The sequence below is a fragment of the Micromonospora parathelypteridis genome (genome assembly GCF_014201145.1).
Classification (GTDB): Bacteria; Actinomycetota; Actinomycetes; order Mycobacteriales; family Micromonosporaceae; genus Micromonospora; species Micromonospora parathelypteridis.
In genome coordinates, this window is record NZ_JACHDP010000001.1 from 5,661,039 (window position 1) to 5,675,445 (window position 14,407).

Genomic DNA, 14,407 nt, shown 5'->3' on the forward strand with positions numbered 1-14,407 from the left:
AGGACACCCCCACCTCGGCGAACTTGAGTCGACCTACCAGCCGGCGGGGCCTGCCGTGGGGTGACGCGCCTGACGATCGCGCCCGCAGCGGCAAGATCGCACTCGAGCATGGAAGTAGTGGCCTCACGCGCTTCCGACACCACTACATCCAGGATCGAGCGCGCTCGGCGGGTGGTGCGTTCGACGGGCGGGGGCGGATGGCAGACTGGTGGGGTGAGTGAAACCGAGCTGATCCGCCTGAAGCCCCGCCGCATCCGGCTGGTCTGCTGGTCCGCGGCGATCGCGCTGGTAGTGGTGTTCGGCTTGGTTGCCACCTCGTTGAGTGGGCCGACCGGCGACGGCTACGGCAGCTTCCAGCGCGGTGATCAGATCGCCATGATCGGCCTGGGCATCTTCGGTGCCCTGGGCCTCCTGCTGTTCACCCGCCCGCAGGTCGAGGCTGACGCGCGTGGCGTCCGGGTGCGCAACGTCATCAGCTCGTACGAGCTGCCCTGGGAGGTCGTTCGGAGTGTCCGCTTCGACCGGAGCGCGCCCTGGGCAAGCCTGGAGCTGCACGATGACGACCTGCTGCCGATGATCGCCCTGCAGGCCGCCGACAAGGAGTTGGCCGTCGAGGGGGTCCGGGCGCTGCGCCGACTGCACCAGGCGCACCAGGCCCGCCTCGCCGAGCGCGCCAGCGGCCGCTGACCTAACCACCCCACCCTCGCCCCGGCCGAGCGTCCGGCGCACATACCGCACATTCCAGCGGGCCGAATCCGGGCAACATCGCCGAAACCGCGCGGTTGGCCGGCGGCACCCGCACCCGCAGGGCGGGGCGGGCGTGTGGGTCCAGCGTGACCTGGGTGACCTGGTGTGCCCGGTTTGGGGGCGGCCGGGGCTCGGGTGTAGTGTTGTCGAGTCGACCAGGCTGTCTCCGCGTGCGAGCAGGCAGCCTTTGAAAGCGGAGCGCCTGCTCCCACCCGAGTCGCCTCTTCGGTGGCCGGGTCCGGTCACCGGTTCCGGGCATGTCCCGGCGTCGGATGCGCGATCCTGTGATCGTGCCGACCGGTCGAGCGGGCCCTGGCATACGCCGGGGCCTTCTGTTTTCCGGGTCGGTTCCCACCTGGGAGCCGCGGGGGTCGGCACCTGAGCAGAAACGACTCGAGGAGGCCCCATCAGCGTCGAACCACGCGTGAACGAGCAGATCCGGGCACGTGAGGTCCGACTGGTCGGCCCCGAGGGTGAGCAGGTGGGCATCGTCCCGCTGGAGCGCGCCCTTCAGCTGGCCGCGGACGTCGATCTGGACCTGGTCGAGGTTGCGCCGATGGCGCGCCCGCCGGTGTGCAAGCTCATGGACTTCGGCAAGTTCAAGTATGAGAGCGCACTGAAGGCGCGCGAAGCGCGGCGTAACCAGCAGCAGACCGTCATCAAGGAAATGAAGCTTCGGCCGAAGATCGACCCGCACGACTACGAGACCAAGAAGGGTCACGTGGTGCGGTTCCTCAAGGCGGGCGACAAGGTCAAGGTGACGATCATGTTCCGCGGTCGCGAGCAGAGCCGCCCGGAGCTGGGTTACCGGCTCCTGCGCCGGCTCGAATCCGAGATCACGGATTTGGGATACGTCGAGGCCGCCCCCAAGCAGGACGGCCGAAACATGATCATGGTTCTCGCCCCGCATCGGGCCGTCAAGGCCTCCGCGGTCGCCGCTACGGCGTCCCGCGGCGCACCTCGGGACCGGGCAGCGGACGAGTCCGCCGAGCCGGTAGCCGATGAGACCGCGGCGGTCGGCGAGACCGCAGCAGCCGGTAACACCGGCCTCGCCGCCGACACCAGCGGCGAGTAACAGGGGAGAAGACGTTCCACATGCCGAAGATGAAGAGCCACACGGGTATGGGCAAGCGGGTCAAGGTGACCGGCCGTGGCAAGATCGTGGCCGAGCAGGCCGGCAAGCGCCACCTGTTGGAAGGCAAGTCTTCCACCCGTACCCGCCGGTTGACCGGCACGGTCGAGGTGGCCAAGGCTGACGTCAAGCGCATCAAGAAGCTGCTCGGCCGCTGACGCGCGCCACCTTTACCTAATAAGGAGTTGAGATGGCACGCGTCAAGCGGGCTGTAAACGCCCAGAAGAAGCGTCGTACCCTGCTGGAGACCGCGAGCGGTTACCGCGGTCAGCGCTCCCGGCTGTACCGCAAGGCCAAGGAGCAGGTGCTGCACTCGATGCAGTACGCCTACCGGGACCGTCGCGACCGCAAGGGCGACTTCCGGCAGCTGTGGATCCAGCGGATCAACGCGGGCGCCCGGGCGAACGGGATGACCTACAACCGCCTGATCCAGGGCCTGCGTCTGGCCGGTATCGAGGTCGACCGCAAGATCCTGGCCGACCTGGCCGTCAACGACGCCGCTGCCTTCGCGGCGATCGTCGAGCTGGCCCGGGCCGCGGTCACGGCCGAGGGCACCGGCGGCGCGGCGGCTCAGGCCGCCTGATCCCCACGCACCAGAGCGAGGCGTCTCCCGGGTCGGTACCACCGCCCGGGGGGCGCCTCAATCGTGCCGGAGGAGCGCACATCATGGCCTTCACCCCGCGTACACCCAGGGTTGTCGCCGCCCGCCGGCTGCAGCGCCGCCGGGACCGCGACGCCACCGGCCGTTTCTTGGCCGAGGGCCCACAGGCGGTCCGCGAGGCCCTCGCGCGGCCGGGGGTGGTCACCGAGCTTTTCGGTACGCCCACAGCCCTCGACCGGCACCCGGAGTTGGCCGCCACGGCGGCCCACGCCGACGTGCCGGTCTCCGAGGTGACCGACGACGCGTTGGCCGCGTTGGCCGAGACGGTCGCCCCACAGGGGCTGGTCGCGGTCTGCCGGCACCTCGACGTGTCGCTGGAGCAGGCCATCGCGGGCGCGCCCCGACTGGTGGCGGTGCTCGCCGAGATCCGCGACCCCGGTAACGCCGGCACGGTGCTGCGCACCGCCGACGCGGCCGGGGCGGGTGCGGTGATCTTCGCCGGCGACGCCGTCGACCCGTACAACGGCAAGTGTGTGCGGGCCTCGGCCGGCAGCCTCTTCCACGTCGACGTGGTCCGCGCCCCCGACCCGGTCGCGGTGGTCGACGCGCTACGCGCCGCCGGGCTGTCGATCTTCGCCACCACGGGGTACGGCGACAGCGACCTGGACGACCTGACCGACTACGGCCGGCTCGTCGGGCCCACCGCGTGGTTGTTCGGCTCCGAGGCGCACGGCCTGCCCGAGGAGTTGACCGCCGCAGCCGAAGCTCGCGTGCGGGTGCCGCTGTACGGGCGCGCGGAGAGCCTCAACCTGGCTGCCGCAGCCGCCGTCTGCCTGTACGCTTCAGCGAGAGCACAGCGCTGAGGGTGACCGAGCCCGGCGCGACTGACCGCAGGGGAGAGCGTCCGTCCATGAACGCGCCACGGCGTTCGTTTAGCCAGCCCGCCGGTGTCGGCGGGCGGCGGGCCTGACCTGCTCCCTGCGCAACTCCTACCGGCGGGCTGCGGCACAGCCGCGCGTCCGTAGACTCGCCTAGCCGCCCCGGTGAGGGCTGGCGCCGCCGTGAGGGAGTGCCCGTACGCCATGAGCTACCGCAACGATCCGTACGACCCGAAGCAGGTCGCCCTGCTCGACCCCGCCGCCCTGGACGAGGCCGTCGCGGACGCCACGAAGGCGTTCACAGCGGCCACCGACCCGGACGCGCTGACCGCCCTGCGCTCGGTGCACCTCGGTGACCGGTCACCGGTCTCGCTGGCCCGCCGGGAGATCGGCGCGTTGCCGCCGGCTGCCAAGTCCGACGCCGGTAAGCGGGTCAACGAGGCCCGCCGGGCGATCGAGACCGCGTACGCCGACCGCGCCGAGGTGGTGGAACGCGAGCAGGCCGAGCGGGTGCTGGTCGAGGAGCGGGTGGACGTCACCCTGCCCTACGACCGGCGTCCCCGGGGAGCCCGGCACCCGCTGAGCACCCTGATGGAGTCGATCAGTGACCTCTTCGTCGGGATGGGCTACGAGGTGGCCGAGGGGCCCGAGGTCGACCTGGAGTGGGTCAACTTCGACGCGCTGAACATCCCCGCCGACCACCCGGCGCGCGGGTTGATGGACACCTTCCACATCGCACCGGAGGGTTCCGGCCTGGTGCTGCGCACGCACACCTCCACGGTGCAGACCCGCACGATGCTCAGTCGCAAGCCGCCGATCTACGTGATCGTGCCCGGCCGCGTCTACCGCACCGACGAGATCGACGCCACCCACAGCCCGGTGTTCCACCAGGCCGAGGGCCTGGTGGTCGACAAGGGCATCACGATGGCGCACCTGCGGGGCACGCTCGACCACTTCGCCCGGGCGATGTTCGGCCCGGAGGCGAAGACCCGGTGGCGGCCGCACTACTTCCCGTTCACCGAGCCGTCGGCGGAGTTCGACGTGTGGTTCCCGGAGCACCGCGACGGCCCGCAGTGGGTCGAGTGGGGCGGCTGCGGGATGGTCAACCCGCGGGTGCTGCGCGCCTGCGGCGTCGACCCGGAGGTCTACTCCGGCTTCGCCTTCGGCATGGGCATCGACCGGACCCTGATGGTCCGGCACGGGGTCAGCGACATCCGCCATCTCTTCGAGGGCGACGTGCGGTTCAGCCGCGCGCTCGGGACCGGGGCGTAGGCGATGCGGGTACGAGACACGGGAACGGTGGTCTGAAGTCATGCGAGTTTCTGTCAGTTGGCTGCGGGAGTACGTCGACCTCCCCGCCGACCTGCCCGTCGGTGACCTGGAGCAGGCCCTGGTCGACCTCGGTATCGAGGTCGAGTCCGTCGTGGACCTCGCCGAGACCGTCACCGGCCGACTCGTCGTCGGTGAGGTGCGTGAGATCGAGGAGCTCACCGGCTTCAAGAAGCCGATCCGGTTCTGCCGGGTCGACGTGGGTGACGCGAACGGCACCGGCGAGCCGCAGGAGATCGTCTGCGGGGCCCGGAACTTCGCCCCGGGTGACCGGGTCGTGGTGATCCTGCCCGGAGGTGTGCTGCCCGGCGGCTTCGCGATCGGCGCCCGGAAGACGTACGGGCACAACTCCGCGGGCATGATCTGCTCGGCGAAGGAGCTGGGCCTGGGCGACGACCACTCCGGCATCATCGTGCTGGGGCCGGACGTGACGGCCAAGCCGGGCGACGACGCGAAGCCGGTGGTCGGCCTCGACGACGTCGTACTCGATCTGGAGATCACCCCCGACCGCGGGTACGCGCTGAGCCTGCGTGGCCTGGCCCGGGAGCTGTCGCACGCGTTCGACGTGCCCCTGCGCGACCCGGCCCTGGTGCCCGCGCCGAGCGGCACCGAGACGCCGGCGTACCCGGTGGAGGTCCGCGACACGGTCGGCTGCGACCGGTTCACCGCCCGCCTGGTCCGCGGCGTCGACCCGAACGCGCCCACGCCATCCTGGATGGCCCAGCGGCTCGTCACCGCCGGCATCCGCAGCATCTCGCTGCCGGTCGACATCACCAACTACGTGATGGTGGAACTGGGCCAGCCGATGCACGCCTTCGACGCCGACCGGATCGCCGGGTCGCTGGTGGTCCGTCGCGCCGAGGCGGGGGAGAAGCTGACCACCCTCGACGGGGTCAACCGGGTGCTCACCAGCGACGACATGGTCATCTGCGACGACACCGGTCCGATCTCCCTGGCCGCGGTGATGGGCGGTGAGACCAGTGAGGTCGTCGCCGACACCACCAACGTGCTCTTCGAGGCGGCGCACTGGGACCCGGCGATGGTCGGGCGCACGGCCCGCCGGCACAAGCTGTTCAGCGAGGCCGCGAAGCGCTGGGAGCGGGGCGTCGACCCGGCCGTGGCGCTGGTCGCGTTGGAGCGTGCCGTGCGGCTGCTCACCGAGCACGGCGGCGGCTCCGCGAGCGCGGAGATCCTGGACATCGACCACGTCCGCCCGCGTAGCCCGATCATCCTTCCGGTGGACCTGCCGACCCGGCGGATCGGGGTCGAGTACCCGCCGGCGCGGGTGGTCGCCCTGCTGGAGCGGGTCGGTTGCACGGTCGCGCAGGGCGCGGACCGGTTGGCCGAGGACCCGGGCACCGTCGGCGCTGGGGCGACGCTGAGCGTCACCCCGCCGACCTGGCGGCCCGACCTGACCGACCCGGCCGACCTGGTCGAGGAGGTGGTCCGCCTCGACGGGTACGACCGGGTGCCGTCGGTGTTGCCGACCGCGCCCCCGGGACGCGGCCTGACCCCGCGGCAGCGTCGGCGCCGGGCGGTCGCCGGGTCGCTGGCGGAGCGGGGGTACGTGGAGGTGCTCGCGCACCCGTTCGTGTCGCCGGGGTTGGCCGACCTGCTCGGCCTGCCGGCCGACGACCCGCGCCGACCGGCGGTGCGGCTGGCCAACCCGTTGTCCGAGGAGGAGCCGCTGCTGCGCACCACGCTGCTCGGCCCGCTGCTCGGCATCCTCAAGCGCAACCTCGGCCGGGGTCACCGCGACCTCGCCCTCTACGAGATCGGGGCGGTCTTCCACCCGCGCGTGGGTGCCGGCAGCCCGCCGGCGATGGGCGTGGACCGGCGCCCCACCGATGCGGAGTTCGCGGCCGCCGACGCGGTGGTGCCGGCGCAGCCGGTGCACGTCGCTGCGGTGCTCGCCGGCGACTTCGACCCGGCCGGATGGTGGGGTGCGGGCCGACCGGCCGGCTGGGCGGACGCCATCGAAGCGGCCCGTGACGTGCTGGACGCCGCCGGTGTCCTGGGCGAGCGGGTCGAGGTGCGGGCGGCCGAGTACGCGCCGTGGCACCCGGGCCGCTGTGCCGAGCTGCTGGTCGACGGCGCGGTCGTCGGGCACGCCGGTGAGCTGCACCCGCTGGTGGTCGCGGCGTTGGAGCTGCCGCGCCGTACCTGCGCGATGGAGCTGGACCTGGACGCGCTGCCCGCGGCCGGGGTGACCCCTGCCCCGGCGGTCTCCGGCTTCCCGCCGGCGCTGATCGACGTGGCCCTGGTGGTGGACGACTCGGTGCCGGCGGAGCAGGTGCGCCGGGCGCTGGAGGCGGGCGCCGGTGAGTTGCTGGAGGACGTGCGGCTGTTCGACGTGTATTCGGGCGCGCAGCTCGGTGCCGGCAGGCGGTCGCTGGCGTACAAGCTCACGTTCCGGGCGCCGGACCGGACGCTCACCGTCGAGGAGGCGGTCGCGGCCCGGGACGCGGCGGTCGCGGTCGCGGCCGAGCGTCTCGGCGCCACCCTGCGCGGCGCCTGAGGTCTTCTGTCCCGCGTCGGGATGACCCGACGCGGGACAGACCGGGTGTGACCCGCACCATCCTCTCCATTTCCATGCAGCGGCCTGTATTAAGTTGCAGTCGGTAGCTCGCCGCTGTTAATCTTCGCTGCATAGTCATGCGGAGGTGAGTATGGGAATCCGAGTCGCGGTCGCCGGTGCGAGCGGCTACGCCGGAGGCGAGCTGCTGCGACTGGTCGCCGGGCACCCGGAGTTCGATCTGGTCGCTGCCACCGCGCACAGTCAGGCCGGGCACCGCGTCGACGTGGTGCACCCGCAGCTCACCGGGCTCGACCTGGTGCTCGGCACCACCGACCCGACGGCCCTGGCCGACGCCGACCTGGTCTTCCTGGCCCTGCCGCACGGTGAGTCGGCGGCCCTCGCGGCCCAGCTCCCGGCCGAGGTGCGGATCGTCGACCTGGGCGCCGACCACCGGCTGGCCGACCCGTACGCCTGGGCGCAGTACTACGGCGGCACGCACGCCGGGCAGTGGACCTACGGCCTGCCCGAGCTGCCCGGCCAGCGGGAGCTGATCGCCGAGTCCACCCGGGTGGCGAACACCGGCTGTTACGCCGCCGCGATCACGTTGGCGCTCGCGCCGCTGATCGCCGACGGCGCGGCCAGCCCCGCCGACGTGGTGGTGGTCGCCGCCTCCGGCACCTCCGGCGCGGGGCGGGCGGCGAAGCCGCACCTGCTGGCCAGTGAGGTGCTGGGGGACCTGTCGCCGTACCGGGTGGGCACCCACCAGCACGTACCGGAGATCAAGCAGGCCAGCGGCGCGACCGGGCTGTCGTTCACCCCGGTCCTTGCGCCGATGCCGCGTGGCATCCTGGCCACGGTCACGGCGGTGCCGGCGCGCGGTGTCGACCCGCAGCAGGTGCTGGCGCAGGCGTACGCGGACGCGCCGTTCGTGCACGTGCTGCCGGAGGGCCGCTGGCCGCACACCGCGGCGACCCTGGGTTCCAACTCGTGTCACCTGCAGGCCACCGTCGACATCGACTCGGGGCGTCTGATCGTGCTCAGCGCGTTGGACAACCTGGGCAAGGGCGCAGCCGGTCAGGCCGTCCAGAACGCCAACCTGATGCTCGGTCTGCCGGAGACGACGGGCCTGTCGATCTGGGGAGTTGCTCCGTGAGTGTCACCACCCCACGGGGGTTCCGGGCGGCCGGCGTGGCCGCCGGTCTCAAGGCCAGCGGTGGCGCGGACGTCGCCCTGGTGGTCAACGACGGCCCGGACGCCGGTGTCGCCGGCGTCTTCACCACCAACCGGGTCAAGGCCGCGCCGGTGCGTTGGAGCCAGCAGGTCGTGCAGGGTGGTGTGGTCCGCGCCGTGGTGCTCAACTCCGGTGGCGCCAACGCCTGCACCGGCCCGGGCGGTTTCCAGGACACCCACGCGACCGCCGAGCACACCGCCGCCACGCTGACCTCGGTCAGCCCGCGGCTGATCCTCGGCGCCGGTGAGGTCGCGGTCTGCTCCACCGGGCTGATCGGTGAGCGGCTGCCGATGCCGAAGCTGCTGCCGGGCGTCCGCTCGGCGATCAAGGGGTTGTCCCGGGACGGCGGACCGGCCGCCGCCGAGGCGATCATGACCACGGACACCCGGTCGAAGACCACCGTGGCCCGGGGCAGCGGCTGGACGGTCGGTGGCATGGCCAAGGGCGCCGGGATGCTGGCGCCGGGCATGGCCACCATGCTCTGCGTGCTGACCACCGACGCGGTGGCCGGGCCGGCGACGCTGGACGAGGCGTTGCGCGCGGCCACCCGGGTCAGCTTCGACCGGGTCGACTCCGACGGTTGCATGTCCACGAACGACACGGTGTTGCTGCTGGCCAGCGGTGCGAGCGGCATCGAGCCGACTCCGGCCGAGCTGACCGCTGCCGTCACCGCGGCCTGTCACGACCTGGCCCAGCAGTTGGTGGCCGACGCCGAGGGCGCCACCAAGCAGATCGCCATCGACGTGGTCGGCGCCGCCGACGAGGACGACGCGGTCGAGGTGGGCCGCACGGTGGCCCGCAACAACCTGGTCAAGACCGCTCTGTTCGGCAACGACCCGAACTGGGGTCGGATCCTCGCCGCCGTCGGCACCACCGCCGCCGTGTTCGAGCCGGACGAGGTGGACGTGGCGGTAAACGGGGTGTGGGTGTGCCGGGGCGGCGCGGCTGCCGAGGACCGCTCGAAGGTCGACCTGACCGGGCGGGACGTGACCATCCGGATCGACCTGCACGCCGGCACGTCGGCGGCGACGATCTGGACCAACGACCTGTCCCACGCCTACGTGCACGAGAACTCGGCCTACTCATCGTGAGCGCGAGGAACGTAGCGCAGCGGAGTCCCGCAGTCGCGAACGGAAGGCTGGCGCGGTGAGTCTCAGCAAGGACCTCACCCGCGCTCAGGTCAAGGCGGAGACGCTGATCGAGGCGCTGCCGTGGCTGGCGCGTTTCTCCGGCTCGACGGTCGTGGTCAAGTACGGCGGCAACGCCATGACCGATCCCGAGTTGCAGCGGACGTTCGCCGCGGACATGGTCTTCCTGCGCTACGCCGGCCTCAAGCCCGTGGTGGTGCACGGCGGTGGTCCGCAGATCTCCGCCATGCTGGGCCGGCTCGGGATCGCCAGCGAGTTCCGGGGTGGTCTGCGGGTGACCACCGCCGAGGCGATGGACGTGGTCCGGATGGTGCTGGTCGGTCAGGTGGGCCGCGAACTGGTCGGGCTGATCAATTCACACGGCCCGTACGCCGTGGGCCTGTCCGGTGAGGACGCCGGGCTGTTCACCGCGGTGCGCCGCCCGGCGTACGTGGACGGGCTGCCGGTCGACGTCGGCCAGGTCGGCGACGTCGAGTCGGTCGACGTGTCCGCGGTGACCGACCTGATCGAGGCTGGTCGGATCCCGGTGATCTCCACGGTGGCGCCGGACGTGGACGGGGTGCTGCACAACCTCAACGCGGACACCGCCGCCGCCGCGTTGGCCATCGCGTTGCAGGCCCGCAAGCTCGTCGTGCTCACCGATGTGGCCGGCCTGTACGCGGACTGGCCGGACACCTCGAGCCTGGTCTCCGAGATCACCGCGGACGACCTGGCCAAGCTGCTGCCCCACCTGGAGTCGGGCATGGTGCCGAAGATGGAGGCCTGCCTGCGGGCGGTGCGTGGGGGAGTGCCCGCCGCGCACGTCGTCGACGGTCGGGTGGCGCACTCCACGTTGTTAGAGGTGTTCACCTCGGAAGGGTTCGGGACCATGGTGGTGCCGGGAGACGGGACGGTCGTGTCATGAGCACGTTGGTGCAGCGCTGGACGCAGTCCATGATGGGCAACTACAGCACGCCGCAGTTGGCGCTGGTCTCGGGCGCCGGCTCCGTCGTGGTCGACGACGCCGGCCGGGAATACCTCGACCTGCTCGGTGGCATCGCGGTGAACGCCCTCGGCCACGCCCACCCGGCCGTGGTGGCCGCGGTGTCGAAGCAGGTCGCGACCCTCGGGCACGTCTCCAACTTCTACGCCGCGGAGCCGCCGGTGGCCCTGGCCGAGCTGCTGCTGGCGCTGGCCGGCCGGCCCGGCCGGGTCTTCCTGTCCAACTCGGGCGCGGAGGCGAACGAGGCGGCGTTCAAGCTGTCGCGGCAAACCGGGCGCACCCACGTGGTCGCCACCTGGGGCGGCTTCCACGGCCGCACCATGGGTGCCCTCGCGCTGACCGGCCAGCCGGCCAAGGCCGATCCGTTCCGGCCGCTGCCGGGCGAGGTGACCCACATCGACTACGGCGACGTGGCCGCCCTCGAGGCGGCCGTCAGTGACGCCACCGCCATGGTGATCCTGGAGCCGATCCAGGGCGAGAACGGCGTGATCGTTCCGCCGGCTGGCTACCTCGCCGCGGCGCGCCGGATCACGGCCCGACACGGGGCGCTGCTGGTCCTCGACGAGGTGCAGACCGGCATCGGGCGTACCGGGCACTGGTTCGCGCACCAGGCCGAGGGCGTGGAGCCGGACGTGGTCACGCTGGCCAAGGGCCTGGGTGGCGGGCTGCCGCTCGGGGCCACGCTGGCCTTCGGCCGGGCCGCGGACCTGCTCACCCCCGGCTCGCACGGCACCACCTTCGGCGGCAACCCGGTCAGCTGCGCGGCAGCGCTCGCCGTGGTGGCGACCATCGCCCACGAGGGGCTGCTCGACCACGTCAAGCGGATCGGTGAGCGGTTGCGTCGGGGCATCGAGGCGCTGGGTCACCCGCTGATCGGCGGCGTACGCGGCGCCGGGCTGCTGCTCGGTGTGACCCTCACCGCGCCGGTGGCGCCGGTGCTCGCCGAGGCGTTGCGGGAGGCCGGCTTCCTGGTCAACGCGGTGCAGCCGGACACGATCCGGCTGGCCCCGCCACTGATCCTCACCGCCGCCCAGGCGGACGCCTTCGTCGCCGCGCTGCCCGCCGCCCTGGACGCGACCTCCCCGGCGGCGGCCGGTGCGGAGCTCACGTCAGCCACGACCACCACCACGACGGGGACGACCGCATGACCCGGCACTTCCTGCGCGACGACGACCTCTCGCCCGCCGAGCAGTCCACGGTCCTGGACCTGGCGGCGCGGATGAAGGCGGAACGGTTCGGTCACCGGCCACTGGCCGGCCCCCGCTCGGTGGCGGTGCTCTTCGACAAGCAGAGCCTGCGGACCAGGATCTCGTTCGACGCCGGGATCGCCGAACTGGGCGGGCACCCCCTGGTCGTGGACACGCAGGTCACCCACTTCGGCCGGGGTGAGTCCCTCGCGGACGCGGGGCGCGTGCTGTCCCGCTACGTCGCGGCCATCGTGCTGCGGACCCACGGCGACGACCGGATCGCCGAGGTGGCGAGCGGCGCCAGCGTGCCCGTGATCAACGCGCTGACCGACGGCTTCCACCCGTGCCAGTTGCTGGCCGACCTGCTCACCGTGCGCGAGCGGTGCGGCGGCACGGCCGGCCGCACCCTGACGTACGTGGGGGACGGCGCGAACAACATGGCGCAGTCGTACCTGCTGGCCGGGGCGATGGCCGGGATGCACGTGCGGATCGCCGGGCCGGACGGGTTCGCGCCCGACCCGGCCGTGGTGGAGCGGGCGGCCCGGATCGCCGCCGGCACCGGCGGGTCGGTGCGGGTGCTGACCGACCCGGCCCAGGCGGTACGCGACGCGGACGTGCTGGCCACCGATACCTGGACGTCGATGGGCCAGGAGGCCGACGGGCTGGACCGGATCACCCCATTCCTGCCGTACCAGGTCAACAAGGAGCTGCTCGGCCAGGCCGCGCCGGACGCGATCGTGCTGCACTGCCTGCCCGCACACCGCGGCGAGGAGATCACCGACGAGGTGCTCGACGGCCCGCAGAGCGCGGTCTTCGACCAGGCGGAGAACCGGCTGCACGCCCAGAAGGCACTGCTGACGTTCCTGCTCCGAACCACGACCGGGGACACCACGACCGGCGACACCACCGCCGGCGACACCACGATCGGGGAGCTCCAATGAGCGCGCCACTGACCCGCGCGGCCCGGCACGCCCGGATCGTCGAGTTGATCCGCGACGGGGCGATCCGGTCGCAGACCGAGCTGGCTGACCTGCTCGCCGCCGACGGTGTCGGCGTCACCCAGGCCACCCTCTCCCGCGACCTGGAGGAGTTGGGTGCGGTCAAGGTGCGCGGCGGCGACGGCCCGGCCGTCTACCTGATCCCCGAGGACGGCCAACGGCCGCTGCGCGACGCCGAGGCGGCGCCGGCCCGGCTGGTACGGCTGCTGCGCGAGCTGCTCAACGGGGTCGACTCCAGTGGCAACATCGCCGTACTGCGCACCCCGCCGGGCGCAGCCCAGTACCTCGCCAGCGCGTTGGACCGAGCGGGCCTCCCCGAGATCGTCGGCACCATCGCCGGCGACGACACCATCCTCGTCGTGGCCCGCGAGGCCGTCGGCGGGGCCGCACTCGGTGACAAGCTCGCCGGCTGGGCCCGTCGGGAAGACACCGTTGAAGGGACCACACCATGACCGAGCGGGTCGTGCTTGCGTACTCCGGAGGGTTGGACACCTCCGTCGCCATTCCGTACCTGGCCGAGCAGACCGGCGCCGAGGTGATCGCGGTCGCGGTCGACGTCGGGCAGGGCGGCGAGGACCTCGACGCCATCCGTCAGCGTGCCCTGGACTGTGGCGCCGCGGAGTCCGAGGTCATCGACGCGCGTGACGAGTTCGCCGCCGACTACTGCCTGCCGGCCATCCGGGCCAACGCCCTCTACATGGACCGTTACCCGCTGGTGTCGGCGCTGTCCCGGCCGCTGATCGTGAAGCACCTGGTGGCCGCGGCGCGTAAGCACGGCGGCACGATCGTGTCGCACGGTTGCACCGGCAAGGGCAACGACCAGGTCCGGTTCGAGGTGGGCCTGAACGCGCTCGCCCCCGACCTGAAGATCATCGCTCCGGCCCGGGACTTCGCCTGGTCGCGGGACAAGGCGATTGCCTTCGCCGAGGAGAGGGGCCTGCCGATCGACGTGTCGGCCAAGTCTCCGTACTCGATCGACCAGAACCTGTGGGGTCGCGCGGTGGAGACCGGCTTCCTGGAGGACATCTGGAACGCCCCCATCGAGGACCTCTACTCGTACACTGCCGACCCGGCGCAGGACCGCGACCCCGACGAAATCGTGATCACCTTCGACGGCGGCGTGCCGGTGGCGATCGACGGTGAGACGGTCACCCCGTACCAGGCGATCCTGGAGCTGAACCGGCGCGCCGGCGCCCAGGGCGTGGGCCGGCTCGACATGGTCGAGGACCGCCTCGTCGGTATCAAGAGCCGCGAGGTGTACGAGGCTCCCGGCGCGATCGCGCTGATCACCGCCCACCAGGAGTTGGAGGCGGTGACCGTGGAGCGGGACCTGGCCCGGTTCAAGAAGAGCGTCGACCAGCGTTGGGGCGAGCTCGTCTACGACGGCCTGTGGTTCTCGCCGTTGAAGGAGTCGCTGGACGCGTTCATCGACGACGCGCAGCGGCACGTGAGCGGCGAGGTGCGGATGATCCTGCACGGCGGCCGGGCCACCGTCACCGGTCGGCGCTCCGAGGCGAGCCTCTACGACTTTGGGATGGCCACCTACGACACCGGCGACACCTTCGACCAGTCCCTGGCGAAGGGTTTCGTGCAGTTGTGGGGCCTTCCGAGCCGGATGGCGTCCGCGCGGGACGCCCGGGTCGGCGGTGCCTGATC

Annotated in this window: 14 protein-coding genes; all 14 read left to right on the forward strand. The window is 72.2% G+C overall.

The annotated features are described in order from the left end of the window. Positions 1-213 precede the first annotated feature (213 nt). The gene (locus HNR20_RS25665) at positions 214-687 is read left to right on the forward strand and encodes a PH domain-containing protein (protein ID WP_184184744.1); all 474 of its coding nucleotides are present in this window, start codon (positions 214-216) and stop codon (positions 685-687) included. A 484-nt stretch (positions 688-1,171) separates the two neighbouring features. Beyond that, a complete protein-coding gene (gene infC, locus HNR20_RS25670; protein WP_184184747.1) occupies positions 1,172-1,822 on the forward strand; it encodes a translation initiation factor IF-3 in 651 nt (216 codons plus the stop codon). A gap of 20 nt (positions 1,823-1,842) precedes the next feature. Continuing rightward, positions 1,843-2,037 carry a 50S ribosomal protein L35 gene (gene rpmI, locus HNR20_RS25675; protein WP_110566082.1) on the forward strand — a complete coding sequence of 65 codons (195 nt, stop codon included), beginning with the start codon at positions 1,843-1,845 and terminating at the stop codon, positions 2,035-2,037. A gap of 32 nt (positions 2,038-2,069) precedes the next feature. After that, a complete protein-coding gene (gene rplT, locus HNR20_RS25680; protein ID WP_184184750.1) occupies positions 2,070-2,462 on the forward strand; it encodes a 50S ribosomal protein L20 in 393 nt (130 codons plus the stop codon). Between the two features lie 83 nt (positions 2,463-2,545). Next, positions 2,546-3,343 carry a TrmH family RNA methyltransferase gene (locus HNR20_RS25685; RefSeq protein ID WP_184184753.1) on the forward strand — a complete coding sequence of 266 codons (798 nt, stop codon included), beginning with the start codon at positions 2,546-2,548 and terminating at the stop codon, positions 3,341-3,343. Between the two features lie 219 nt (positions 3,344-3,562). Next, positions 3,563-4,630 carry a phenylalanine--tRNA ligase subunit alpha gene (gene pheS / locus HNR20_RS25690; protein ID WP_184184756.1) on the forward strand — a complete coding sequence of 356 codons (1,068 nt, stop codon included), beginning with the start codon at positions 3,563-3,565 and terminating at the stop codon, positions 4,628-4,630. A 40-nt stretch (positions 4,631-4,670) separates the two neighbouring features. Beyond that, positions 4,671-7,205 carry a phenylalanine--tRNA ligase subunit beta gene (pheT, locus tag HNR20_RS25695; protein WP_184184759.1) on the forward strand — a complete coding sequence of 845 codons (2,535 nt, stop codon included), beginning with the start codon at positions 4,671-4,673 and terminating at the stop codon, positions 7,203-7,205. Between the two features lie 151 nt (positions 7,206-7,356). Beyond that, positions 7,357-8,358 carry an N-acetyl-gamma-glutamyl-phosphate reductase gene (gene argC / locus HNR20_RS25700; RefSeq protein ID WP_184184762.1) on the forward strand — a complete coding sequence of 334 codons (1,002 nt, stop codon included), beginning with the start codon at positions 7,357-7,359 and terminating at the stop codon, positions 8,356-8,358. Further along, positions 8,355-9,527, forward strand: coding sequence for a bifunctional glutamate N-acetyltransferase/amino-acid acetyltransferase ArgJ (gene argJ / locus HNR20_RS25705; protein WP_184184765.1), 1,173 nt, complete (start codon positions 8,355-8,357; stop codon positions 9,525-9,527). The genes argC and argJ overlap by 4 nt, the downstream gene beginning before the upstream one ends. Positions 9,528-9,582: 55 nt before the next feature. Continuing rightward, positions 9,583-10,488: an acetylglutamate kinase gene (argB, locus tag HNR20_RS25710; RefSeq protein WP_184184768.1), complete on the forward strand. Its 906-nt coding sequence runs from the start codon at positions 9,583-9,585 to the stop codon at positions 10,486-10,488. Further along, positions 10,485-11,714, forward strand: a complete 1,230-nt coding sequence (locus tag HNR20_RS25715; RefSeq protein ID WP_184184771.1) for an acetylornithine transaminase — start codon at positions 10,485-10,487, stop codon at positions 11,712-11,714. The genes argB and HNR20_RS25715 overlap by 4 nt, the downstream gene beginning before the upstream one ends. Then, on the forward strand, positions 11,711-12,694 hold the full coding sequence (gene argF, locus HNR20_RS25720) for an ornithine carbamoyltransferase (protein ID WP_229687333.1): 984 nt from the start codon (positions 11,711-11,713) through the stop codon (positions 12,692-12,694). The genes HNR20_RS25715 and argF overlap by 4 nt, the downstream gene beginning before the upstream one ends. Then, the gene (locus HNR20_RS25725; RefSeq protein WP_184184774.1) at positions 12,691-13,203 is read left to right on the forward strand and encodes an arginine repressor; all 513 of its coding nucleotides are present in this window, start codon (positions 12,691-12,693) and stop codon (positions 13,201-13,203) included. Before argF ends, HNR20_RS25725 begins: the two co-directional genes overlap by 4 nt. Next, positions 13,200-14,405, forward strand: coding sequence for an argininosuccinate synthase (locus tag HNR20_RS25730; protein ID WP_184184777.1), 1,206 nt, complete (start codon positions 13,200-13,202; stop codon positions 14,403-14,405). Before HNR20_RS25725 ends, HNR20_RS25730 begins: the two co-directional genes overlap by 4 nt. Positions 14,406-14,407: the final 2 nt, after the last annotated feature.

Excerpts from the sequence above, each read along its gene's own strand:
- rpmI (WP_110566082.1), top strand. The coding sequence starts at position 1,843 with ATGCCGAAGATGAAGAGCCACACGGGTATGGGCAAGCGGGTCAAGGTG.
- rplT (WP_184184750.1), top strand. The coding sequence starts at position 2,070 with ATGGCACGCGTCAAGCGGGCTGTAAACGCCCAGAAGAAGCGTCGTACC.
- HNR20_RS25685 (WP_184184753.1), top strand. The coding sequence starts at position 2,546 with ATGGCCTTCACCCCGCGTACACCCAGGGTTGTCGCCGCCCGCCGGCTG.
- pheS (WP_184184756.1), top strand. The coding sequence starts at position 3,563 with ATGAGCTACCGCAACGATCCGTACGACCCGAAGCAGGTCGCCCTGCTC.
- pheT (WP_184184759.1), top strand. The coding sequence starts at position 4,671 with ATGCGAGTTTCTGTCAGTTGGCTGCGGGAGTACGTCGACCTCCCCGCC.
- argC (WP_184184762.1), top strand. The coding sequence starts at position 7,357 with ATGGGAATCCGAGTCGCGGTCGCCGGTGCGAGCGGCTACGCCGGAGGC.
- HNR20_RS25715 (WP_184184771.1), top strand. The coding sequence starts at position 10,485 with ATGAGCACGTTGGTGCAGCGCTGGACGCAGTCCATGATGGGCAACTAC.
- argF (WP_229687333.1), top strand. The coding sequence starts at position 11,711 with ATGACCCGGCACTTCCTGCGCGACGACGACCTCTCGCCCGCCGAGCAG.
- HNR20_RS25725 (WP_184184774.1), top strand. The coding sequence starts at position 12,691 with ATGAGCGCGCCACTGACCCGCGCGGCCCGGCACGCCCGGATCGTCGAG.
- HNR20_RS25730 (WP_184184777.1), top strand. The coding sequence starts at position 13,200 with ATGACCGAGCGGGTCGTGCTTGCGTACTCCGGAGGGTTGGACACCTCC.